This is a genomic window from Saccharothrix luteola, assembly GCF_020859565.1.
Lineage (GTDB): Bacteria > Actinomycetota > Actinomycetes > Mycobacteriales > Pseudonocardiaceae > Actinosynnema > Actinosynnema luteola.
Window position 1 is genome coordinate 18,156 of record NZ_JAJHUO010000037.1, and the last position, 21,832, is coordinate 39,987.

Annotated in this window: 17 protein-coding genes; 4 read left to right on the plus strand and 13 right to left on the minus strand. The window is 71.5% G+C overall.

The features are described from left to right. Nucleotides 1–192 precede the first annotated feature (192 nt). Complete coding sequence (locus LNK82_RS39220; protein WP_230571931.1) at nt 193–864, plus strand: lytic polysaccharide monooxygenase auxiliary activity family 9 protein; 672 nt, start codon at nt 193–195, stop codon at nt 862–864. Between the two features lie 61 nt (nt 865–925). Here the strand turns inward: LNK82_RS39220 and LNK82_RS39225 are convergent, their stop codons facing one another. The 7 genes from LNK82_RS39225 to LNK82_RS39255 form a co-directional block, all read right to left on the minus strand. Further along, nucleotides 926–1,615: a hypothetical protein gene (locus tag LNK82_RS39225; RefSeq protein ID WP_230571932.1), complete on the minus strand. Its 690-nt coding sequence runs from the start codon at nt 1,613–1,615 to the stop codon at nt 926–928. Then, nucleotides 1,612–2,493 (minus strand): Evf family palmitoylated virulence factor, encoded by an 882-nt coding sequence (locus tag LNK82_RS39230; protein WP_230571933.1) that lies wholly within the window; start codon nt 2,491–2,493, stop codon nt 1,612–1,614. The genes LNK82_RS39225 and LNK82_RS39230 overlap by 4 nt, the downstream gene beginning before the upstream one ends. Nucleotides 2,494–2,733: 240 nt before the next feature. Beyond that, nucleotides 2,734–3,831, minus strand: coding sequence for a mannose-6-phosphate isomerase, class I (gene manA, locus LNK82_RS39235; protein WP_230571934.1), 1,098 nt, complete (start codon nt 3,829–3,831; stop codon nt 2,734–2,736). A gap of 10 nt (nt 3,832–3,841) precedes the next feature. Continuing rightward, the gene (locus LNK82_RS39240) at nt 3,842–4,798 is read right to left on the minus strand and encodes an ROK family protein (RefSeq protein WP_230571935.1); all 957 of its coding nucleotides are present in this window, start codon (nt 4,796–4,798) and stop codon (nt 3,842–3,844) included. An 86-nt stretch (nt 4,799–4,884) separates the two neighbouring features. Further along, nucleotides 4,885–5,865, minus strand: a complete 981-nt coding sequence (gene mgrA / locus LNK82_RS39245; protein WP_230571936.1) for an L-glyceraldehyde 3-phosphate reductase — start codon at nt 5,863–5,865, stop codon at nt 4,885–4,887. Nucleotides 5,866–5,875: 10 nt separating this feature from the next. Further along, the gene (locus tag LNK82_RS39250; protein WP_230571937.1) at nt 5,876–6,709 is read right to left on the minus strand and encodes a LacI family DNA-binding transcriptional regulator; all 834 of its coding nucleotides are present in this window, start codon (nt 6,707–6,709) and stop codon (nt 5,876–5,878) included. Beyond that, entirely contained in the window at nt 6,706–9,150 is a 2,445-nt protein-coding gene (locus LNK82_RS39255) for a glycoside hydrolase family 2 protein (RefSeq protein WP_230571938.1), read from the minus strand. The genes LNK82_RS39250 and LNK82_RS39255 overlap by 4 nt, the downstream gene beginning before the upstream one ends. Nucleotides 9,151–9,270: 120 nt before the next feature. Between LNK82_RS39255 and LNK82_RS39260 the strand changes: the two genes are divergently transcribed. Both LNK82_RS39260 and LNK82_RS39265 read left to right on the plus strand, forming a co-directional pair. Beyond that, entirely contained in the window at nt 9,271–11,388 is a 2,118-nt protein-coding gene (locus LNK82_RS39260; protein ID WP_230571939.1) for an alpha-galactosidase, read from the plus strand. A 201-nt stretch (nt 11,389–11,589) separates the two neighbouring features. After that, complete coding sequence (locus tag LNK82_RS39265; RefSeq protein WP_230571940.1) at nt 11,590–12,123, plus strand: DUF3558 domain-containing protein; 534 nt, start codon at nt 11,590–11,592, stop codon at nt 12,121–12,123. Nucleotides 12,124–12,128: 5 nt separating this feature from the next. On the opposite strand, the gene LNK82_RS39270 is transcribed toward LNK82_RS39265, so the two are convergent. From LNK82_RS39270 to LNK82_RS39290, 5 genes are read right to left on the minus strand one after another with little or no spacing between them, the layout of a single operon-like run. Then, on the minus strand, nt 12,129–14,195 hold the full coding sequence (locus tag LNK82_RS39270; protein WP_230571941.1) for a glycoside hydrolase family 36 protein: 2,067 nt from the start codon (nt 14,193–14,195) through the stop codon (nt 12,129–12,131). Next, nucleotides 14,192–15,055, minus strand: a complete 864-nt coding sequence (locus LNK82_RS39275; protein ID WP_230571942.1) for an ABC transporter ATP-binding protein — start codon at nt 15,053–15,055, stop codon at nt 14,192–14,194. Before LNK82_RS39275 ends, LNK82_RS39270 begins: the two co-directional genes overlap by 4 nt. Further along, a complete protein-coding gene (locus LNK82_RS39280) occupies nt 15,052–16,878 on the minus strand; it encodes a dipeptide/oligopeptide/nickel ABC transporter permease/ATP-binding protein (RefSeq protein ID WP_230571943.1) in 1,827 nt (608 codons plus the stop codon). Before LNK82_RS39280 ends, LNK82_RS39275 begins: the two co-directional genes overlap by 4 nt. A 17-nt stretch (nt 16,879–16,895) precedes the next feature. Further along, complete coding sequence (locus tag LNK82_RS39285; protein WP_230571944.1) at nt 16,896–17,885, minus strand: ABC transporter permease; 990 nt, start codon at nt 17,883–17,885, stop codon at nt 16,896–16,898. Between the two features lie 29 nt (nt 17,886–17,914). Then, nucleotides 17,915–19,603: an ABC transporter substrate-binding protein gene (locus LNK82_RS39290; RefSeq protein WP_230571945.1), complete on the minus strand. Its 1,689-nt coding sequence runs from the start codon at nt 19,601–19,603 to the stop codon at nt 17,915–17,917. 155 nt (nt 19,604–19,758) lie between these two features. Here LNK82_RS39290 and LNK82_RS39295 point away from each other — a divergent pair, with 155 nt between their 5' ends. Further along, nucleotides 19,759–21,030 carry an ROK family transcriptional regulator gene (locus tag LNK82_RS39295; RefSeq protein ID WP_230571946.1) on the plus strand — a complete coding sequence of 424 codons (1,272 nt, stop codon included), beginning with the start codon at nt 19,759–19,761 and terminating at the stop codon, nt 21,028–21,030. Nucleotides 21,031–21,189: 159 nt separating this feature from the next. On the opposite strand, the gene LNK82_RS39300 is transcribed toward LNK82_RS39295, so the two are convergent. After that, nucleotides 21,190–21,822 carry a ThuA domain-containing protein gene (locus tag LNK82_RS39300; RefSeq protein ID WP_230571947.1) on the minus strand — a complete coding sequence of 211 codons (633 nt, stop codon included), beginning with the start codon at nt 21,820–21,822 and terminating at the stop codon, nt 21,190–21,192. Between the last annotated feature and the right edge of the window lie 10 nt (nt 21,823–21,832).

Here is a 21,832-nt window from a genome sequence, read left to right on the forward strand (position 1 = left end):
TAGGACTCTCGCGGTCCGAACGTAGGACTCGCGCGGTTGGGGGTGGTGGCTGGGCCGTTCGGGTGCCCGACTGGAACGAGACAGCTTCGTGCGCGGATGGGGTTCACAGACGGTGTGCGGTTCGCTACCTTGGGATCTGGGAGCGCTCCCAGCCCTGTACTCGGTCATCCTCAACGTGGAGGACACACTCACATGACCTTCCGACGCGGTACCCGATCGGTGATCGGCGTCTTCAGCTCGGTCCTCGCGGTCCTCGCCGCGAGTGTCGTCACCCTGGTGGGCGCATCAGGCGTCGCGAGCGCGCACGGCTCGGTCACCGACCCGCCGTCGCGCAACTACGGCTGCTACCAGCGCTGGGGCAGCGACCACCTGAACCCGAACATGGGTCAGACGGACCCGATGTGCGCGCAGGCCTGGAAGGCCGACCCGAACGCGATGTGGAACTGGAACGGCCTGTACCGCAACGGTGTCGGCGGCAACCACCAGGGCGCCCTGGCGAACGGTCAGCTGTGCAGCGGTGGCCTGGCCGAGAGCGGCCGGTACCGCGCGCTCGACGCGGTCGGCGCGTGGAACACCGCCACCAAGCCGCGCCAGTTCACCCTCACGATCACCGACCAGGCCCGGCACGGCGCGGACTACCTGCGCATCTACATCACCCGCCAGGGCGTCAACACGGCGACCACGCCGCTGCGCTGGAGCGACCTGGAGCTGGTCACCTCGACCGGCCGCTACGGCACCACGGGCCTCTACCAGGCCCAGGTGAACGCGGGCAGCCGCACCGGCCGCCACGTGGTGTTCACGATCTGGCAGGCCAGCCACATGGACCAGGCCTACTACCTGTGCAGTGACGTGAACTTCCAGTAAGACGACAGGGAGGGGCACACGGGTGCGGCGCAACCACGCCGCACCCGTGTGCTCGACCACGTCAGGCGGTCAGCTCGCGGTAGTGGAGCGAGGCGCGCAGGACGTCCAGCTCCTCGGACGAGGGCTTGCGGAAGACCGCGTGCAGGGCCTCCACGTCACCGGTGAACCGCGCGGAGGTGCGCCGCACCTCGTAGTCCACCAGGAGACCGGCGTTGACGGCTCCGACCGAGACCTCGAACGTGACGGTGTGCAGCCGCCCGTCGAACTCCTCCGCCCCGTCGCCGCTGCCCACGGTGAGCGCCAGGCCGACCACCGAGTACTTCTCCGCGCCGCGCAGGTGCGCGCTGATCGCCGGGCCGGCCAACTGCCCGATCAGGTCGGCGAAGGCCGTGACCTGCTCGATCTCGCCCCGCGTCTCCGGGGCCATGGCGTCGAGGATCCCCCGCGCGGTCCCGGCGGCGTCGAGTCGACCGCCGAGGTGCTCGACGTCGGTCCCGGTGAGGGCGGGTAGCACGCCGAACGCCGTCTGCCAGGTGTTCGCGTCGTACGGGTGCGGCTTCTTGGCCATGTACCGGGCGAGCCCGACCGGGTAGGTCAGCATGGTGTCCGCGAACCGCCGGTACGCCCCGTCCGCGCGCCCGGAGCGGTTGACGAGCAGGGCGAAAGCCGTGCCGCGGTCGTCGCTGCCGGAGAAGACCCGGGCCTGCTCACTGCCGACCCGGTCGCGCCGGACCGGAACCGAAGTGGTCACTGCGTGCCACCACCCGATGTCGACTGGGACTGCTTCGACGGCACGAAGCCCTCGTCGTCCTCGAAGAAGTCCTGCGAGTTCTCGATGTCGTCGAGAGCGGCTCGCGCCATGAGGTCGTCCCACATCTTCTTGATGTCCGGTTCGCGCAGCGAGTCGAGGTCCAGGAGGCCGCCGATGCGCTGGTAGGAACTGTCGATCTCGAAGCTCTCGTAACTGGCGCACGGCGTGTTGATGATCCGCTTTCCCTCGCTGTAGGTGATGAAGAAGCCGTTCAGCCGCGGAATCACCGTCCCGCCCTGGATCGTGATCGTGATCGACTGGATGAACAGGGCGATCGGCGTTCTCTGGTTCTCGATCGACGCTTTGATGTTGGTCTGCATCCCCTCCAGGAACTGCCTGAACGCCATCATCGCCCCGCCGGGGCCCACCGCCAGCGAGATCAGCGCCGAGGCCACGCTCTGCGCCACCTCGACGCCCTTGCCGCTGTGGTGGAAGCGCGAGTCGAGCACCTCGTCGTACGCGAGCAGCGGGTACTTCGTGTAGATCTGCTTCCACGCGTCGACGTTGAAGATCAGGTCCGGGTCGTCCGCCTGCGTGATCCACTTGCGCATCTTGGTCGAGCCGAGGCTGGTCAACTGGATCAGGCGCCTCTTGGCCTCCGCCACCTGCTTCTGCAATTCCGGCGGCACGACCTCCGGCAGGACGATCGCGGAGGCCGCCGAATCGGCTCTGTTGTAGACGCTCTCCTCGGAGCCCTCATCGACGGCGAGGCCCGCGGCGGGCAGTTCGTGCGCGAAGAACGCGCCGGCCGCCAGGAATTCGTCGTCGACGATGGAGCGACCGATTTTATTCGCCCCGGAATTGACGGTGATGGTCATGGTTGTTCCTTCTCCCAATGCGATTGGAGTGGACAAGTCATGGCCAGAGAATCACGGCGTAGGAACGATCGGTAGGGGGTCGACCTCGACGGTGAGGCGACTTCACCAGGCCGAGTGAGGCACGGGGCCGGATTGTTGGTGCGACCGTCACGAAGCACCCGGAAGCGGGTCACCCGACCCTCGACCGGGCGCAGGCCGGTGCGCGGTCGCAGAGTTCGTGATCCGGCGTGGTTCCCCGTCTCAGAGGTTCGTGGTCGCCCAGAACGCCTCGCCGTCACCGGAGACCTCGGCCGCGTCGGTGCTGTGCGGCAGGAACGCCGACTCACCGCCGCGCAACGCGACCTCGTCACCGCCACGGCTGACGACGACGGAACCCTTGGTGCACAACAGGAGCTGCGGGCCGTCGCCGGCCAGCACGGCACCGGGACGCACGGCGTGCAGGCGGAACTCGGGTTCCGGCGTCCGGTAGGTCCGCAGTGGACCGTCACCCTCGCCGTCGAGCACGGCGGCGGGTCCGCTCTCGTGGTCGACCAGCGACAGCACCGCCCGCACGTCGACGGGCTTGGTGGTCAGGCCCGCGCGCAGCACGTTGTCGGAGTTCGCCATCAGCTCGACGCCGGTGCCACGCAGGTGGGCGTGCAGCACGCCCGCTCCCACGTAGACCCCCTGCCCCGGCCGCAGCTTCACCGCGTTCAGCAGTAGCGCCGCCACCACGCCCCCGTCCGTCGGGTAGACCTCGGCCAGTGCCGCGACGTGCGCCAGCGCGGGCACGCGCGCCGCCGCCGACGCCACCTCCGCGACCAGCGCCGCGTCCGCGGTCCGCAACGCCCAGCGCAGCGCGCCCCCCGTGTCGCAGGCCGAGAGCTCGGCCCGCAGCGGGGCCAGCGACGGCAGGCCGAGCTCGTCCAGCAGCGCCACGGTCTCGGCGGGGCGGCGGAAGCCGGACAGGGTCTCGAACTCGGTCAGCGCCACCAGGACCTCCGGCTTGGGCCGGTCGTCGCGGTAGCCGTGCTCGGCGAACCCGACCGCGGCCTGCTCGCGGTCCGGGTGCACCTGCAACGACAGCGGCGCGTCCACGGCCAGCACCTTGAGCAGGAACGGCAGGCGCGGCCCGAACGCGGCCAGGCTGCCCGGCCCGAGCAGGCCGGCCGGGTCGGCCGCGAGGTGGGCGTCCAACGGCACGTCGCAGCCGGCCAGCCGGGACGGGTCGTCGGGGTGCGCGCCGATCCACAGCTCGGCCTGCGGCACGGCGCTGGGCGACGGCTCGCCGCGCAGTTCGGCCAGCGCGGTCCGCGAACCCCAGTGGTACTCCCGGACGGTGGTGTCCAACTTGCGCACGGTGCGTCCCTCAGATCCCCACGGGCACGGACGGGACGCGGTCGTCCGCGAGCAGCGCCGCGGCCCCGATCAGTCCCGAGTCGACGCCCAACGTCGCCGGGCACACGTCGACCCGGCGCATGAACTCCAGCCCCGCGTAGTCCGCGAGCGGCTGCGTGATGGCGGGTTCGAGCAGGTCCCAGGCCTGCGCGACACCACCGCCGATGACCACGCGGTCGACCTCGCACAACGCGGAGGCGACCGTGATGACCCGGGCGACCGCCTCGCCGGAACGGCCGAACGCCGCCTGCGCGGTCGGGTCGCCCGCCCGTGCCGACGCGGCGAGCGCGACGCCGTCCGCCGTGCCGCCGAGCGGCTGCCAGCCCTGCGCCAACGCCCAGCGCACCATCGACGGGCCGCTGGCGAAGGCCTCGGAGCAGCCGTTCGCGCCGCAGCCGCACAGCGGGCCGGCCGGGTCGAGCACGAAGTGACCGACGTGGCCCGCGTTGCCGGTGGCGCCGAAGTGCGGCTTGCCGGCGAAGACGAACCCGCCGCCGATGCCGGTGGACACGACCATGCCGAGCAGGCACTCGCTGCCGCGGCCGTTGCCGTGGTGGTACTCGGCCAGCGCCATGCACAGCGCGTCGCCGCCGAGCCGGACCGGCAGGCCGGGCAGCAGCTCGCCGACGCGGGCGGTGATCGGGAAGTCGCGCCAGCCCGGGATGTTGACCGGGCTGATCGTGCCGGTGCGCAGGTCCATCGGCGCGGCCGAGGCGATGCCCGCGCCGAGCACGGCGCGGTCCGCGGCGGCGACCAGGAGTTCGTCGAGAACTCCCGCGAGGCCGCCCCAGACCGCCTCCGCGTCGCCCGCGGGCGTCGCCGTGCCGCGGCGGGCCAGGACGGTGCCGTCGGACTCGACCAACGCCGCGGCGAGCTTGGTGCCGCCGATGTCGATGGCGACCGCGACCGGGTCGAGTGCTTGCCCCATGGGACTTAGTTAAGCGGTTAAGCAAAGTTTCGTCAAGAGGCGTTGACAGCAGCCCTGAAGCGGTTCACCTCACACCGCTCCGGACGTCAGAGGTGCCGTTCGATCTCGGCCAGCTCGTCGGCCTCGAACGCCAGGTTCGCCGTCGCGGCCACGTTGTCCTCCAGCTGCTTCACGCTGGAGGCGCCGATCAGCGCGGACGTCACGTTGCGCAGCACCCACGCGATCGCCAGCTGCGCCAGCGTCTGCCCGCGCCCCTTCGCGATCTCGTTGAGCGCGCGGACCTTCGCCAGCGTCGCGTCGTCCAGGTTGGACGCCGACAGGAACGGCGAGGCGCCCGCCGCGCGCGAACCCGCCGGCACGCCGTCGAGGTAGCGGTCGGTCAGCACGCCCTGCGCCAGCGGCGAGAACGCGATGCTGCCCGCGCCGACCTCGGCCAGCACGTCCAGCAGGCCGTCCTCGACCCACCGGTTGAGCATCGAGTACGACGGCTGGTGGATCAGCAGCGGCGTGCCCAGCTCGCGCAGCACACGGGCCGCTTCCGCGGTCTGCTCCGCCGAGTAGTTCGAGATGCCGGCGTACAGCGCCTTGCCCGAGCGGACCACGTGGTCCAGCGCGCCCATCGTCTCCTCGATGGGGGTGTCCGGGTCGGGCCGGTGGTGGTAGAAGACGTCGACGTGGTCGAGGCCCATCCGGGCCAGTGACCGGTCCAGCGAGCCGACCAGGTACTTGCGGGAGCCCCACTCGCCGTACGGGCCGGCGAACATGTGGTAGCCGGCCTTGGTGGACACCAGGATCTCGTCCCGGTACGGCCGGAAGTCCGTCGCGAACAGCCGGCCGAAGTTCTCCTCGGCGCTGCCGGGCGGCGGCCCGTAGTTGTTGGCCAGGTCGAAGTGCGTCACGCCGAGGTCGAACGCGCGGCGCAGGATGGCCCGCTGGCCGTCGAGGTCCTTGTCGTGCCCGAAGTTGTGCCACAGGCCGAGCGACACGGCGGGCAGCTTGAGCCCGCTGCGGCCGGACCGGCGGTAGGGCATGGTGTCGTACCGCGACTCGGCGGCGTGGTGGGTCATGGGGATCCTTCTATCGGGTGCTCTCCCGCGCGATGAGCGTGGGCTTGGGCGACCAGCGCTCGGTGACCTCGACGCCTTCGATCAGCTCCAGCACCGACTCGGCGACCGTGACGCCGAACTGGTGCACGTCCACGCTCATCGTGGTCAGGGCGGGTGACGCGAGCCGGCACAGCGACGAGTCGTCCCACGCCACCAGGCTGAGCCGGTCGGGCACGGCGACACCGAGTTCCTTGGCGACGTTGAGGCCCGCGACGGCCATCACGTCGTTGTCGTAGAGGATCGCGGTGGGCGGCTCGGCGGAGTCGATCAGCGCGGTGGTGAGCTTCGCCCCCGACTCCTCGGAGTAGTCGCCCTCCAGCACGACGGGCTCGATGCCCGCCTCCGCGCAGCCTTCGAGCAGCGCGGCGGTGCGCGCCCTGGTGTGCAGCAGCGTGTCGGGGCCGCTGACCCGGGCGATGCGGCGGTGCCCGAGGTCGAGCAGGTACGCCAACGCCTCCCGCACGGGGCCCGCGTCGTCGGTGCGCACCGCGGGCACGGCCAGCTCGTCCGGCTCGCCCACGTACAGCGCGGGCAGGCCCATCTCGCGCAGCACCGCCGGCCGGTGGTCGTCCACCGTGCGGTTGACGACCACGACCGCGTCGACCAGGCCGCCCGCCGCCCACCTGCGGTAGGCGGCGATCTCGGCGTCCTCCGCGCCCACGATGTGCAGCAGCACGGACCGGTCGCCCTCGGCGAGTCGTTCCTCGATGCCCGCGATGAACTCCATGAAGAACGGCTCCGCGCCCAGCAGCCGCGCGGGGCGGGCCAGGACGAGGCCGACGGCGCCGGTCGAGCCGGTCGTCACGTCCGCACCGCGCACAGGTCGTTGGCCGATCGCAGCACCAGCGGACCGGTCAGCGCGGACGGGTCGACCAGCTCGGCCGCGGTCCGGACCAGGAACGAGTGCGTGCCGCCGGCGGGCAGCGTGACCAGGGCGTCGTCCACGACGGCGTCCTCGGCGACCCGGTCGGCCAGCACGGCGACGTCGCGGGCGAAGGAGGACGCGGTGACGTCCACCCGGTAACCGCCGTCCACCCGCCGCACCTCGGCGGTCAGCGGCGCGGGGTCGTAGGCCAGCTCCAGGTCCTCGCGGAACAGGTGCGCGGTGCGCGCGTCGGCCGTGCTCACCACCAGCACCTCCCCCTTCGGGTCGCCCGGCGTGAGGAGTTCGGCCGCCAGGTCCAGCCGCGCCACCGACCTGGCCGGCACGTCGAGCGGGAGTTTAGCCGCCGCGAGCACCTCGCCCGTGAACGTCCGGCGCTCCAGTTCGACGTCGCCGGCCCAGACGTCGTCGGTGTCGTTGACCGCGATGAGCACGTCCACGCCGTCACGGGGCTGGACGGTCAGCAGGCGTGGCGCGAAGGCGTGCTTGAGCGCGTAGTACAGCGGCTTGGGCCGCTCCTCGCCGTCGATCGCGGCCCACGACGTGACCGGCCAGCAGTCGTTGAGCTGCCACACCAGCGCGCCCGCCGTGCGGGGCCAGTGCGAGCGGAAGTGCTCGACGCCGAACGCGACCGCGCGGGCCTGGTTGAGCTGGGTCGCCCAGTGCCAGTCCCCGAACTCCGCCGGCGCGGGCAGGTGCGGCGCGAGGCCGCGGTCGAGCTTGCCGTTGCCGTCCTCGGCCTTCTGGTGCAGCAGGAACGCGGGCGAGGTCGGCGTCATCGGCTCGTCGTGCACCCACTTGGTGAGCGTCGCCCAGGTCGGCGGGCCCTGGAAGCCGAACTCCGAGCAGAACCGCGGGGTGTGGTCGCGGTAGTGGGTGTAGTCGACCCGGTTCCAGACCTCCCACTCGTGGCGGGTGCCGTGGGTGTCCTCGTTCGGGTGGAGCTCGCCCGGGCTGTACGGGCTGCCCGGCGAGTAGTGCCGGGTCGGGTCGAGCTCGGCGACGATCTTCGGCAGCAGGTCGGTGTAGAAGCCGAGGCCCCAGGTGCGGCCCTGCAACTGCTCTGCCCAGCCCCAGTCGGCGAAGCCCCAGAGGTTCTCGTTGTTGCCGTTCCACAGCGCCAGGGACGCGTGCGAGGTCAGCCGGGCGACGTTCTCGCGCGCCTCGGCCTCGACCTCCTCCCACAGCGGCGATTCCTCGGCGTACGCGGCGCAGGCGAACAGGAAGTCCTGCCACACCAGCACGCCGCGCTCGTCGCAGACGTCGTAGAAGTCCTCGGTCTCGTAGATGCCGCCGCCCCAGATGCGGAGCATGTTCATGTTGGCCTCGACGGCCTGGTCGACCCGCCGCGCCAGCCGCTCGCGGGTGACGCGGGTGAGGAAGTGGTCGTCCGGGATCCAGTTGGCGCCCTTGGCGAACACCGGCTTGCCGTTGACGACGAACGTGAACGGCGTGCCGACCTCGTCGGGCGTCGTGTCGACGGTGATGGTGCGGAAGCCGATGCGGCGGTCGGCGCGGTCGACGTCCTCGCCGCCGGCCTGGAGGATGACCGCCAAGTCGTAGAGGGGGTGGTCGCCGTAGCCCACGGGCCACCACAGGTCGACGTCCGGCACCTCGACGGTCACCACGGCGGAGTCGCCCTCGACCCGGACGCGCTGCTCGACCCCGGCCACGGTCGCGACCGCGGTCAGGTCGCCGTCGCCGGCGCGGTCGACCTCGACGTGCACCTCGACCCGGCCCGTGCCGTCCGCGTCCACCGTGACGAGCGGGCGGACCTGCGCCAGGCGCGCCTCGGTCCAGCGCTCCAGCCGCACCGGCTTCCAGATGCCCGCGGTCTGCAGGTCGGGACCCCAGTCCCAGCCGAACGAGCACGCCATCTTGCGCAGGGCGTTCATCGGGTGCGGGTAGGCGCGGTCGCGCCGGCCCAGCTCCTGCTCCTGCCGCTCGGCGTAGGCCAGGGCGGAGTGGAAGGTGACGACGAGGTCGTTCGCGCCGTCCTTGAGGTGCTCGCGCACGTCGAAGCGGTACGAGCGGAACATGTTCGCCGTGTGGCCGAGGACGTGGCCGTTGAGCTCGACCGTGGTGACGGTGTCGAGACCGTCGAACGCGAGCTCGACCTTCTCGCCGGGCCGCGCCGCCCCGGCCTCGAAGGTCAGGGCGTAGCGCCAGTCGGCGCGGTGCATCCAGGCCAGCTCGGCCTCGTTGGTGTCCAGGTAGGGCTCGGGGATCAGACCCGCCGCGAGGAGGTCGAGGTGCGTGCTGCCGGGTACCACGGCGGGCACCGGGCGATCGGCGACGACCGCCGGGACCGGCCCGCCCACCGCGCTCAGGCGCCACCCGTCGTGCAAGGTCGTGCGAATCATCGTTCCTCTTTCCCGGCGGCGGCGGTGGGTTTCTGCCCTGTGACATCCAAGGTATGGCGATTCTTACGCCAGCAACTAAAGTAAGTCAACGAGGTTCACCACCAGAGAGGAAGACCACAAGTGGCAGACGTGACGCACCTGCGGGCAGCGGGTGTGAGCCTGGTGCTCGACTTCTCCGGAAGCGCACTTCCCCGGGTCCGCTATTGGGGTGCTGACCTGGGAGAACTCACGCCGGCGGAACTGGACGCGGTACTCGTTGCGCAAACTCCGCACCCCATCGGCTTCTCGGTCGACGGCGCGGTGGACGTGGCCGTGCTGCCCGAGCAGTCGGCGGGTTGGCTGGGCACGCCGGGAATCGTCGGCAACCGGGGCGGGCGGGACTTCTCGACCGCGTTCCGCGTGGTGTCGGTGGACGGTCCCGTGGTCGCCGCGGTGGACGAGGTCGCCGGGCTCGGGCTGGAACTCCACGTCGAGCTGACGCCGGCCGGGCTGGTGCGGCAGCGGGCCGTGCTGACCAACACCGGGTCGTCGGACTTCGCCGTGGACGCGGTGAACCTGACCCTGCCCGCGCCGCCGCAGGCGGTCGAGCTCCTGGACTTCACCGGGCGCTGGACGCGGGAGCGCAGCCCGCAGCGCACGCCGTGGAACCACGGCCTGCACGTGCGCGAGAACCGGACCGGTCGGACGGGCTACGACTCGGCGTACCTGCTCGCCGCGGGCACCGCCGGGTTCGGCAACCGCTCGGGCGAGATCTGGGCCGTGCACACGGCCTGGTCGGGCAACCACCGGACGTTCGCCGAGAAGACGTACCACTCCGTGTCCCTGCTCGGGTCGGGTGAGCTGCTGCTGTCCGGCGAGGTCGTGCTGGGGCCCGGCGAGTCGTACACGTCGCCGTGGCAGTACGCGTCGTACGGGCGGGGGTTGGACGAGGTGTCGGCGCGGTTCCACCGGCACCTGCGCTCGCGCGCGTCGCACCCCTCCTCGCCCCGGCCGGTCGTGGTGAACACGTGGGAGGCCGTGTACTTCGACCACGACCTGGACCGGCTGAAGGCGTTGGCGGACGCCGCCGCGTCGGTCGGGGGCGAGCGGTTCGTGCTGGACGACGGCTGGTTCGGGTCGCGACGGGACGACCGGCGCGGCCTCGGCGACTGGTACGTGTCGGACGAGGTCTGGCCGGACGGGCTCGGGCCGCTGACCGACCACGTGACCGGGTTGGGCATGCAGTTCGGCATCTGGGTCGAGCCGGAGATGGTCAACCCGGACTCGGAGCTCGCGCGGGCGCACCCGGACTGGATGATGGCGGCGGGCGACCGGCTGCCCGGCACGGCACGGCACCAGCAGGTGCTCGACCTGGCCCGGCCGGAGGCGTTCGCGCACATCCTGGAGCGGCTGGACGCGTTGCTGTCCGAGTACCCCGTGTCGTACCTGAAGTGGGACCACAACCGGGACCTCGTGGACGCCGGGCACCGGCCGACCGGGCGGGCGGGGGTGCACGGCCAGACGGCGGCCGTCTACCGGCTGCTGGACGAGCTGCGGCGGCGCCACCCCGGGGTGGAGATCGAGTCGTGCTCGTCCGGTGGCGGGCGGGTGGACCTGGAGATCCTCCAGCGGACGGACCGGGTGTGGGTGTCGGACTGCATCGACGCCCTGGAGCGGCAGTCGATGCAGCGGTGGACGAACGCGCTGATCCCGTTGGAGCTGATGGGGACGCACGTGGGCTCGGGGACGTCGCACACGACGCACCGGCAGCACCCGATCGACTTCCGGGCGGGGACGGCGCTGTTCGGCCACTTCGGCATCGAGTGGGACCTGACGGCGGCGTCGGAGTCGGACCTGGAGCGGCTGCGGTCGTGGGTGGCGCTGTACAAGGAGCTGCGGCCGTTGCTGCACTCCGGCGTGTCGGTGCACGGCGACCACCCCGACCCCGCGATCGAGGTGCACGGGGTGGTGGCGGAGGACGGGTCGGACGCCGTGTTCGCGATCGTCTCGCTGGCCACGTCCCGGCTCTACCCGCCGGGACCGGTGCGGCTGCCGGGCCTGTCGGCCGACCGCGCGTACCACGTGCGCCCGCTGGCGCCCGGTGACGTGCCGGACGGCAACGCCGACAACTGGGGCGTGCGCCTGCCGTGGTGGCAGGACGGCGTGACGCTGCCGGGCCGGGTGCTGGACACGGCGGGCGTGCAGGCTCCCGTTCAGCACCCGGAGCGGTTGGTGCTGGTGCGGGCCACGGCGGTCTAGCGGCGCGTGCCGCGCGACGGCCGCCCGCCTCACGGTGGGCGGCCGTCGGCTCGGGTGACGCAGGTCTGGTAGCGCTCCCAGAGCGTGCGCTACGGTCGGCGCACCGAAGCGTCGGTCCCGGTCGTGAGCGTCACCGGGGCGAGGACCGACCGGAACGCCGGCGGCGCGCCCTCCCGCCCTGACCGACCGGGGAACGACCCAGTGAACCCTCGCACCACGCTGGCCGCCGTCGCGGTCCTGCTCTCGGCCGTCGCCTGCGGCGGGCCCGCCGAGAGCCCGGCCGGCCCGCCCTCCGGCGGCTCGTCGCAACCGGCCACCGCGCCCGCGGTCGGGCCGTCGCGGGGCGGCCCGCTGGCCGGCGCCGACCCGTGCGACCTGCTCACCAAGGCCGAGGCCGAGCAGGTCACCGGCGCGCAGACCGCCGAGCCGGTGGTGGAGCAGCTCGGTTCGGCGCGGGTGTGCAACTTCTCGCCGCGCCAAGCCCTGCTCGGCGTCGGCATCCGGACCACGTCCGGGCTGGACCAGGTCCAGTCCAACGGCAACGTGGTGCAGGACCTGGTGATCGGCCGCCACCAGGCCAAGCAGGCCGTGGGCGCGACCGGCAGCTGCGGGATCTTCATCGGCGTCACGGCGTCCTCCCGGGTCGACGTGGTGCTGAACTCGGGCAGCCCGGCCGAGGACCCGTGCCCGTTGGCGATGCGGGTCGCCGAACTGGTCGAGCCCAGGCTGCCCTGACGTCCTCAGGCACCCAGCCGCACGACGACCGCCGACGGCGTGGCGCCGCCGTGGGTGGCACGCAGCACCCCTCGCGCCGCGTCCCACCCGAAGGCCCACTCCGGTGACGTCACCGGGAACACCGGGGACACCGTGACGTCCTGTCCGCGCAGGTGCGGCACGGGCAGGTCCACGGCCGGCGGGGCGTCGGGCAGCCGCCACACGGTCAGGTAGCTGTTCGCCGCCGCGCGCAGCCCCTGCGCCACCCACGGTCCGGAGCGGCCGGTCAGGCCCAGCGGCCAGAACGGGACCGACGTGGCGATCTCCGACCGCAGTCCTTTGTGGACAGTGACCGCCTCGGCGACCAGTTCCCGTTGCGACGCGTCCATGAGGTCGACCCGGCCGGCCAGGTACAGGCGACCCAGCACCCCGGTGGCCAGGGTGAACGCGGCCTCCGCCGGCGTCATCCCCGGCTGCGCGTAAGCCCAGTTCCCGGCCTGCTCCGGCAGCACCGACGCGGGCGCGGCGGCGGCGATCGGCGGGTACAGCAACGGGTTCTGCTGGTCCGAGGTGGACTGGATGTGCAGGCGCGACATCATCGCGTAGTCCATCCGCATCGCGCCGGACGCGCAGTTCTCCACCAGCAGGCCCGGGTGCCGGGCCAGCAGCGCGTCCAACCACGCCAGGTGCGCCCGGTTGTGCCCGAGCAGGCCGTCGCCGGGCGCCGAACCGCCGACGTCGGTGCCCGCGCCGGGCATGATGTTGTAGTCCAGCTTGAGGTACCCGACGCCGAACTCGCCGACCAGCCGGTCGACGACCTCGTCCACGTGCCGGACCGCCGCGGGGTGCCGGAAGTCCAGGTGGAACCGGCCGTGCTCCCCCACCCGCGCGCCCTGGCGCTGGAAGAACGCCTCGTCCGGCAACGACCGGGCCAGCGCCGAGCGCACGCCCACGACCTCGGGCTCCAGCCAGATGCCGGGCACCATCCCGCGCGCCCGGATGTGGTCGGCGACCTCGCCGAAACCGCGGGGGAACCTGGTCCGCGACGGCCTCCACTCGCCGACGCTGTCCCACCACTTGCCGTCCTCGTCGTACCAGCCGGCGTCGACGCAGAAGTAGTCCGCGCCGACCGAGGCCGCCGCGTCGACCAGCGGCAGCAGCTTCTCCGTGGTCGGGTCGCCCATGAGGGTGTTCATGTAGTCGTTGAAGATCACCGGCAGCTCGGGCGCGCGCCGGTTGCGCAACGTCGCCCGCCGCTGCCGCGTCAACGCGCCGAACGCCTCGTCCACGCCACCGGCGGCGATCGCCACCGACACGGGCACGGTGGTGAAGCCGTCGCCCTCGGACACCACGCGACCCCACTGGTGCTCGCCGTCGCTGGGCCCCAGCAGCGCCAGGTACGCGCCGGCGACGGTCTCACCCACCTCGAAGTGCCACGCGCCGTTGTGCTCGATCTGCCACGCGAGCGCCCAGCTGTCGTCCCGCGCCACCAGCACGCCGGTCGGCAGGTGCTCGCCCGTGGACCACGAGCTGCGCGACGTCAGCGCGAACCGGCTGCGCGACGCGTGGTGGTGCACGGTCGGGTCCATCGCCACCAGGCCCGCCTCGCGCAGCGGCGTGCGGTGCCAGCGCGACTCGGCGACCCAGTCGGAGTCGGCGTGCACGAGGTCCACCTCGTCCACCGAACGGCCGGAGTCCACCAGGAACGCCCCGGTGGACAGCGACGTCACGGCCTGGAGGTGGACCGGCTCGCCCTCGACCGCCACCTCGGTCCACGTGCGGACCGCGGGCACGCCGGCCACGCCCTGGAACACCGACGTGACGACCAGCCCGCTCTCCGGGTCGTGCTGCACGACCCGCAGCTCGTCCACCGACGCGGCGTGCGAGCGGTAGCGCAGGCGTGCGCCGATCGTGGTGTCGGCGTAGCGGTGGCTGCCGGGGAACCGGCCGTGCCCGATGGCCTGGACCTCGACCAGCGGCACCCCGATGCCCTCGACCGGCCCGTCGGGGCGCAGCGAGAGCAGGCTCACCGGGCGGTCGTCCCCGTGCGCGAGCAGCAGCCTGATCGCACCGGTGGACCAGGTGAGGGTCATGTGGCGACTTCCTCCCACGCCCCGGTGTTGTGGTCGTACGCCGCGGCGGCGCCGGCCCGCTCCACGTCCGCCGGGTCGATCTCGACGGCACGGCCGCGCGCCTCGGGGTTCGGCGCGGCGGAGGCCAGGATCTTGGTGTACGGGTGCTGCGGGTTGCGGATCACGTCGTCGGCCGGCCCCCGTTCGACGACGCGCCCCTTGTAGAGCACGAGGATGTCGTCGGAGAAGTGCCGCGCGGTGGCGAGGTCGTGCGTGATGTAGAGGACGGCCAGGTTCTCCTCGCGCTGCAACCGCGCCATGAGGTTCAGCACGCCGAGCCGGATGGAGACGTCCAGCATGGACACCGGTTCGTCGGCCACCACCACCTTCGCGCCCGGCGCCAGCGCCCGCGCGATCGCCACCCGCTGCCGCTGGCCGCCGGAGAGCTCGTGCGGCCGTCGTCCGGCGATGTCGCGGCCGGGCAGGGACACGCGCTCCAGCAGCTGCACGACGTCGTCCCAGCCGTGCGGCCGGCCGTGCAGCTTCAACGGCCGCGCCAGGTGGTGCTCGATGGTGTGGAACGGGTTCAGCGACGCGAACGGGTCCTGGAACACCATCTGCACGTTGTCACGGTACGCGCGTTCGGGCACCTTCGCGCCGTCCGGCCCGGTGAGCGTGATGGCGCCGTCGCTGGGCTTCTCCAGGCGGGCGATCATCCGGGCGATGGTCGACTTGCCCGAGCCGGACTCGCCGACCAGCGCGACCGTGCGGCCGGGCGTGAGGGTGAACGAGACGTTGTCCACCGCGCGCAGCCGCACCCGCCGCAGGCCGACCCGGACGTGGAAGTCCTTGACCAGCTCGCGCGCTTCCAACGTGGTCATCGGACGCCTCCGGACGGGGTGGGCTCGCCGGACCGGTCGACCGGCGTCATCTGCTCGCCGGAGCGGACGAACGAGCCGCGTTCGCCGGTCAGGCTGGGGAACGAGTCGAGCAGCTGGCGGGTGTAGGGGTGCGCGGGCTGCTCGAACATGTCCTGCGCGGTGGCGTACTCGACGACCTCGCCGTCCTTCATCACGGCGATGCGGTCGGCGAGTTCGAGCAGCAGCGGGAGGTCGTGGGTGATGAACAGGACGGCGAAGCCGATCTCGTCGCGCAGCCGCAGGATCTCGCGCAGGATGCCGCGCTGCACGACGACGTCCAGCGCGGTGGTCGGCTCGTCCATGATCATGACCTGCGGGTCGAGCAGCAGTGCCATGGCGATCATCACGCGCTGCCGCATGCCGCCGGACAGCTCGTGCGGGAACGAGCTCAGCCGCCGCACGTCGACGCCGACCAGCTTGAGCACTTCCTCGCACTTGGCCCTGCGCTGCTCCTTGGTCATCTCCGGGCGGTGCGTGGTGAGCACGTCGTCGAGCTGCGCGCGGACCGTGATCACGGGGTTCAGGGCGTTCATCGCGCCCTGGAACACCATCGACAGCTTGGACCAGCGGAACGCCCGCAGCTCGCCCGGGGTGAGCGCCCGCACGTCGACGTCGTCGCCCTCGCGGTCGTGGAACGTGACCGAGCCGGAGGTGACCTCGGCCGGCGGCCGGTGCAGCCGGTTGATCGCGTAGGCCAGCGTGGTCTTGCCGCAGCCGGACTCACCGGCCAGGCCGAGGATCTCGCCGCGCCGCAGCGTGATCGACACGTCCTTGACCGCGTGCACCGGCTTCTCCACCTGGTAGACGACGGAGAGGTCGTTGACGGTGAGCACCACGTCGTCGTCCGTGCGTTCGACGGGTTCGGGCGTGCGGGAGGCTTCGACCTTGGTGCGGCGGGGGATGTCGCGCAGCTTGGGGTTGATGATCTCGTCGATGCTGAAGTTGATCAGCGCGAGGCCGCAGCCGAACAGGGCGATGATCAGGCCCGGCGGCACGAACCACCACCACGCGTCGCGTTGCAGCGCGAAGCCGTTCTGGGCGTAGTAGAGCATCGTGCCGAGCGTGGACGAGTTGGACGCGCCCAGGCCGAGGAACGACAGGCCCGCCTCGCTCAGGATCGCGTAGATCACCGAGAACACGAACTGCGAGGCCAGCAGCGGCAGCAGGTTGGGCAGGATCTCGACGGTGATGACGCGCCACGGCTTCTCGCCCGAGACCCTGGCCGCGGCCACGTAGTCCCGGTTGCGCAGCGACAGCGTCTGGGCGCGCAGCACCCGTGCCGACGCGGCCCAGCCGGTGATCGCGAGCACCACCGCGATCGTCCACGAGCCGCGCTGGTCGGCGGGCACGAACGCGGAGATGACGATCACCAGCGGCAGGCCGGGGATCACCAGCATCACGTTGGAGAACAGGGAGAAGGCCTCGTCGACGTACCCGCCGATGTAGGCCCCGACGATGCCGAACAGCGCCGACAGGGCGGTCGCCATCACGCCGACGAGCAGGCCGATGTAGAGCGAGCCCCTGGTGGCGTGGGCGAGCTGCGCCACGATGTCCTGGCCGGTCTGCGTGGTGCCGAGCCAGAACTCGCCGCCCGGCGCGGCCAGGCCCAGGTCCCGGATCGTGCTCGGGTCGCCGACCAGGAGCGGGCCGATCACGCCGATGAACGTGATCAGGCCGATCAGCACGAGGCCGACGCCGAGCTTGGGCGACCAGCGCGGCAGCATGGACCGCCACCCGGCCCGCCCGCGCGGGGCCTCGACGGTGACAGCACTGAGGTTCGTCACGGTGTCCGTTCCCCTTCTCAGCCGCTGACGCGGGTGCGCGGGTCGATGACGGCGTAGAGCAGGTCGACCACGAGGTTCGCGCCGAGCACGGCGACCGTGATGACCAGGAAGATGCCCTGCATGAGGGCGTAGTCGTTGTTCTGCACCGCTTGCAGGAGCTTCGACCCGATGCCCGGGTAGGAGAACACCTGCTCGGTGATGATCGAGCCGGCCACCACGAAACCTAGGGAGATCGCGAAACCGGCGACCGACGGCAGCACCGCGTTGCGGGCCGCGTACTTGATCATGATCCGGGAGTCGCGCAGGCCCTTGGCCTTGGCGGTGAGGACGTAGTCCTCGGCGGTGGCCGACACCATCATGTTGCGCATGCCGAGCAGCCAGCCGCCGACCGAGGAGATCACGATGGTCAACGCGGGCAGCGTGCCGTAGTAGATCGCCGAGCCGATGAAGTCGGCGTTCCAGCCCGGCGAGAGGATGACGTCGTAGCCGCCCTGGAGCGGGAACCAGCCCCACGCCGAGGACAGCACCGCGACCAGGATCAGGGCCAGCCAGAAGTACGGCACGGCGGCGAGCACGGTGGTGGCGGGCACCAGGCTGTCCAGCCAGGTGCCGCGCCGCCAGCCGACGAACGTGCCCAGGACGATGCCGAGGGCGAACGACAGGAACGTCGCGATGCCGACGAGCATCAAGGTCCAGGGCAGGGCGCCCGCGATGATCTCGGACACCGGTGTCGGGAAGCTGCTCACCGAGATGCCGAGATCACCGCGGAACATGTTGCCCAGGTACGAGATGTACTGGTTGAGGAGCGACTCGCCGCTGTTCGTGCCGAGCAGCAGCTCGTACGCCCGGCGGGCCGACGGGTCCACGGTTCCGCCGCGTTGAGCGAGCTTCGCCATGAGGATGTCCACCGGGTTGCCCGGCATGAGCCTCGGGATGAAGAAGTTCAGCGTCAGCGCCGCCCAGAGGGCGACCAGGTAGAACGCGAACTTTCGGGCGTAGTACCTCATCGGTCCGCCTATTCGCCTCGATCAGTCGTTCACTGGCCGGCCGGCTTGAGCTTCAGGTAGATCTCGGACGCCTCGGGGCGCGCCCAGACCGCCGGGAACGCGTAGAGGTCGTCCTTGGTCGGCCAGCCGGTGAACTTCTTGGCGTTGTACTCGCTGGTGGTGCCGCCGGTCAGGACCGGGATGTACGGGATCGACTCCTCGATCCTGGTCTGGATGGTGTCCAGGTAGGGCTGGCGGGCGGCGTCGTCGGCCGGGTCGACGCCCTTGAGCCCGGCGAGCGCGGCGTCGACCTGCGGGTCGGAGAACCGCGAGAAGTTCGGGTTGGCCGTCTCACCGACCTTGGCCGTGGTCGCGGTGCTGAAGAAGTAGGACGCGTTGTAGAACGGGTCGGGCGCCGGGCCCTGGTGCAGCGAGTCGATCAGCAGCTCGAAGTTGCCGCGGCCACGCGCATCGGACCACTCGTTCCAGGACAGCTGCTGCGCGGTCACCTTGATGCCGACCTTCTGCAGCTGCTGGGACATCGTGTCGACCGCGGTGATGTAGTCGGTCCAGCCGGCGACGACCTTGAGGGTCATGGTCAGCGGCTTGCCGTCCTTGGCGTAGACGCCGTCGCCGCCCTTGGTGTAGCCGGCGGCCTCCAGCAGCTGCGTGGCCTTGGCCTCGTCCGGCTGCATCGGCGCGGTCTTCTCCTTCAGCTTCGAGGAGATCTGGTCCTTGTCGCGCTCCAGGAGCGCGGCGCCGGGGGACACCTCGCTGGCGGTGTTCTCGAACGCGAGCGAGTTGATCTGGGTGCGGTTGAGGGCGTAGTAGATCGCCTTGCGCACGGCCACGTCGGTCTGCGGGCCCTGGCAGCCCAGGGCGGCGTTGGAGCAGGTGAAGAGCGCGACCTGGTTCATCGGGATGGTGATGGCCTTGTAGCCCGGGTAGTTCTTCTCGACGTCGGCGATGTCCGGGACGGGGCCGGTCTGCCAGTCGATCTGGCCGGCCTTCAGCGCGGCCTCGCCGGACTGGTTGCCCGACAGCGCCAGGTAGCGGACCTTCTTCAGGGCGGGCTCACCGGAGTGGTAGCCGGGGTTCGACTTGAGCGTGAACGCCTGGGCCTTGAACTCGTCCAGCATGAACGGGCCGGTGCCGACGGGCTCCTTGATGACATCGGTCGACGGGGTCGCGATGTCCTTCCACTTGTGCTCGGGGACCATGAAGATCTTGCCGAGGACCTGCGGGCCCTCCATGTAGGACGGCTCGGCGAACTTGATCGACACGTGCGTGTCGTCGACCGCGGTCGCCACGCCCTTGTAGCCCGTGCTGTTCATGGTCGGGTTCTTGGAGACCATGTCGAGGGTGAAGACGACGTCCTTGGCCGTGAACTTCTGCCCGTCGGTCCACTTCGCGTCGTCGCGCAGCTCGATGTCGAGCTGGGTGCCGTCGGCGTTCCACTCGAAGCTCTTGCCCAGGCGGGGGCGCGGCTCGACGTCGCGGATGTTGTTGAAGAAGAACAGCGGTTCGAAGATCGTGCCGGGGCCCTCGATCTGGGTGGGCGAGAAGGGGTTGAAGTTCAGCTGCCAGTCACCGGACTGGCCGGTGTACACGATCAGCGTGTCCTTGTTCGCGTCACCGCCCGCGCTCGATCCACCACACGCGGTCGCCAGCGTGGCGATCGCGGCCAGCCCGGCCGCCGCCATGCGCGCCCGTGAGAAGCGCCTTGCCTTCAGGGACATCGTCGATTCCTCTCGTGGCCCGAGACCGGCCGCGGTCCCGCGTTGAGGCAGATTGTTAAGTCATCGAAGAAACGAAGTCAACACCTCCGCGTCATCTACCGGTCAAGTTGCTACTCTTCGGCCAACGAACGAACTAAGACGACGCGGGAGACCACGTGAGCGGACCGGCGCGGGCGACGCACCACGCGAGCAGCAAGTCCGCCGTGCTCGACGTGATCCGCGCGGCGGGCACGATCAGCCGCGTCGGCCTGATCAACGCCACCGGTTTCACCGGCGCCACGATCTCGACGGTCGTCCGCAAGCTCATCGACGAGGGCCTGGTCGTGGAGACCGGGCGGGCCGAGTCGACCGGCGGCAAGCGACGGGTCCTGCTTCAGCTCAACCACTCCTCCCGCTACGCCGTCGGCGTCCACTTGGACCACGCGGGCATCACGTACGTGCTGACCAATCTCGGCGGCTCGGTCGTGGCGCGCATTTCGAGGGCGGGCGCGGGCGCGGCGGAACCGCGGACCGTGGTGGCGCGGATGGCGGCCGAGGTGAAGGGCCTGATCGACGGCGTCGGCGTCGACCACAACCGCGTGCTCGGCCTGGGCCTCGTCTCCCCCGGACCGCTCAGCTCGGACACCGGCATGGGCCTGACCCCGCCGTCGATGCGCAAGTGGGAGGACTTCCCGCTCGCGCGGGAGCTGGAGCGGGAGACGAGCCTGCCGGTGGTGCTGGACAACGACGCCACGGCGGCGGCGCTGGGCGAGCACTGGTCGGGCGCGATCGGCGGGACGGCGATCTCGGCGGCGTTGTACATGGGCACGGGCATCGGCGCGGGCCTGATCATCAACGGCATCGCCTACCGCGGCAGCAGCGGCAACGCCGGGGAGATCGGCCACATCTGCGTGGACGCGGACGGGCCGCAGTGCTGGTGCGGCGCGCGTGGGTGCGTGGAGGTGCTGGCGGGGCCGGCGGCGGTGGTGGCGGCGGCGCGGGCGGACGCGGAGCTGGCCGGGGCGGCGGGGCTGACCGGGCGGTCGCGGTCGGTGTCGTCGGACTTCGCGGCGGTGAGCCGGGCGGCGCGGCGCGGCGACCCGTCGGCGTTGGCGATCCTGGAGCGGTCGGCGCGGTACATCGCGGTGGCGGCGCGGACGTTGGCGAACGTCATGGACCTGGAGGTCCTGGTGCTGACGGGGCCGAGCTTCGCCATCGCCGGGTCGGTCTACCTGCCCGTGGTGCGCGATGAGCTGGACCGCACGTTCTTCTCGCGCGCGGCGCACGGCGTCGACGTGAGGCTGTCCCGTTCGGCCGCCACGGCGTCCGCGATCGGCGGTGCGGCGCTCGTGCTGCAGTCCGAGCTCGTGCCGCTGCACGAGGGGCTCAGGCTGCCGGAGAACCTGGCCGACTCGGAGCCCGCCGCGCTGGCCGACTCGGGCGGGTGACACGCGGGTCCCGGGCGTTGAACTCGCGGGTCCTGAAGGTTCGACACGCGGGACCTGAGCGTTCGACACGCGGGTCCTGAAGGTTCGACACGCGAGGGTTGAATTCACCGCTTCTGAACGTAGGACTCTCGCGGCGTGGACGTAGGACTCTCGCGGCGGTCAGGGGCGGGTGGCCCAGAGGAGGCCCCGTTCGACCAGGGTGCGGACCGGGGGCAGGTCCAGGTCGGCGGGGTGGTGGCCGATCGTGCAGGCGAAGACGCGGCCGGCGCCCCAGCGGCGGGTCCACACGGCGGGCACGGTGAGCGGCGCGTGCCAGGGCTCGGCGGCGGCGAAGGTCGTGGTCGCGTGCACGTCGTTGAGGCCGTCGGTCAGCACCCAGTACTGCTCGGTCCGCAGGTCGAACCCCTCCAGCCCGGCCACGATCGGGTGGGTCGAGGTGATCTCCACCCGGTGGTCCACGAAATCACCCGGGTGCGCGACGAACTGGCCGCCGACCAACCTCAGGTAGCCGCGCGAGTGGCGGAACGCGTCGACCAGGCCGCCGTGCCACCCGGCCAGCCCCGTCCCACCCCGCACCGCCGCTTCGAGGCACGTGAACTGGTCGTCGGTCAGCACGCCGTCGCTCCAGCACTGGACGATCAGGTCGTACCCGCCGAGGCGGTCGTCGTAGACCTCCAGCGAGTCCGACACGTCCACCGCGAACCCCGACGAGCGCAGGAACGGCAGGAACGAGTCGGTCGCCTCCACCGGCGAGTGCCCGTCCCAACCACCGCGAACCACCAGTGCCTTCACGACGTCGAAC

Excerpts from the sequence above, each read along its gene's own strand:
- LNK82_RS39230 (WP_230571933.1), bottom strand. The coding sequence starts at position 2,493 with ATGACCATCACCGTCAATTCCGGGGCGAATAAAATCGGTCGCTCCATC.
- LNK82_RS39255 (WP_230571938.1), bottom strand. The coding sequence starts at position 9,150 with ATGATTCGCACGACCTTGCACGACGGGTGGCGCCTGAGCGCGGTGGGC.
- LNK82_RS39270 (WP_230571941.1), bottom strand. The coding sequence starts at position 14,195 with ATGACCCTCACCTGGTCCACCGGTGCGATCAGGCTGCTGCTCGCGCAC.
- LNK82_RS39240 (WP_230571935.1), bottom strand. The coding sequence starts at position 4,798 with ATGGGGCAAGCACTCGACCCGGTCGCGGTCGCCATCGACATCGGCGGC.
- LNK82_RS39220 (WP_230571931.1), top strand. The coding sequence starts at position 193 with ATGACCTTCCGACGCGGTACCCGATCGGTGATCGGCGTCTTCAGCTCG.
- mgrA (WP_230571936.1), bottom strand. The coding sequence starts at position 5,865 with ATGACCCACCACGCCGCCGAGTCGCGGTACGACACCATGCCCTACCGC.
- LNK82_RS39275 (WP_230571942.1), bottom strand. The coding sequence starts at position 15,055 with ATGACCACGTTGGAAGCGCGCGAGCTGGTCAAGGACTTCCACGTCCGG.
- LNK82_RS39290 (WP_230571945.1), bottom strand. The coding sequence starts at position 19,603 with ATGTCCCTGAAGGCAAGGCGCTTCTCACGGGCGCGCATGGCGGCGGCC.
- LNK82_RS39285 (WP_230571944.1), bottom strand. The coding sequence starts at position 17,885 with ATGAGGTACTACGCCCGAAAGTTCGCGTTCTACCTGGTCGCCCTCTGG.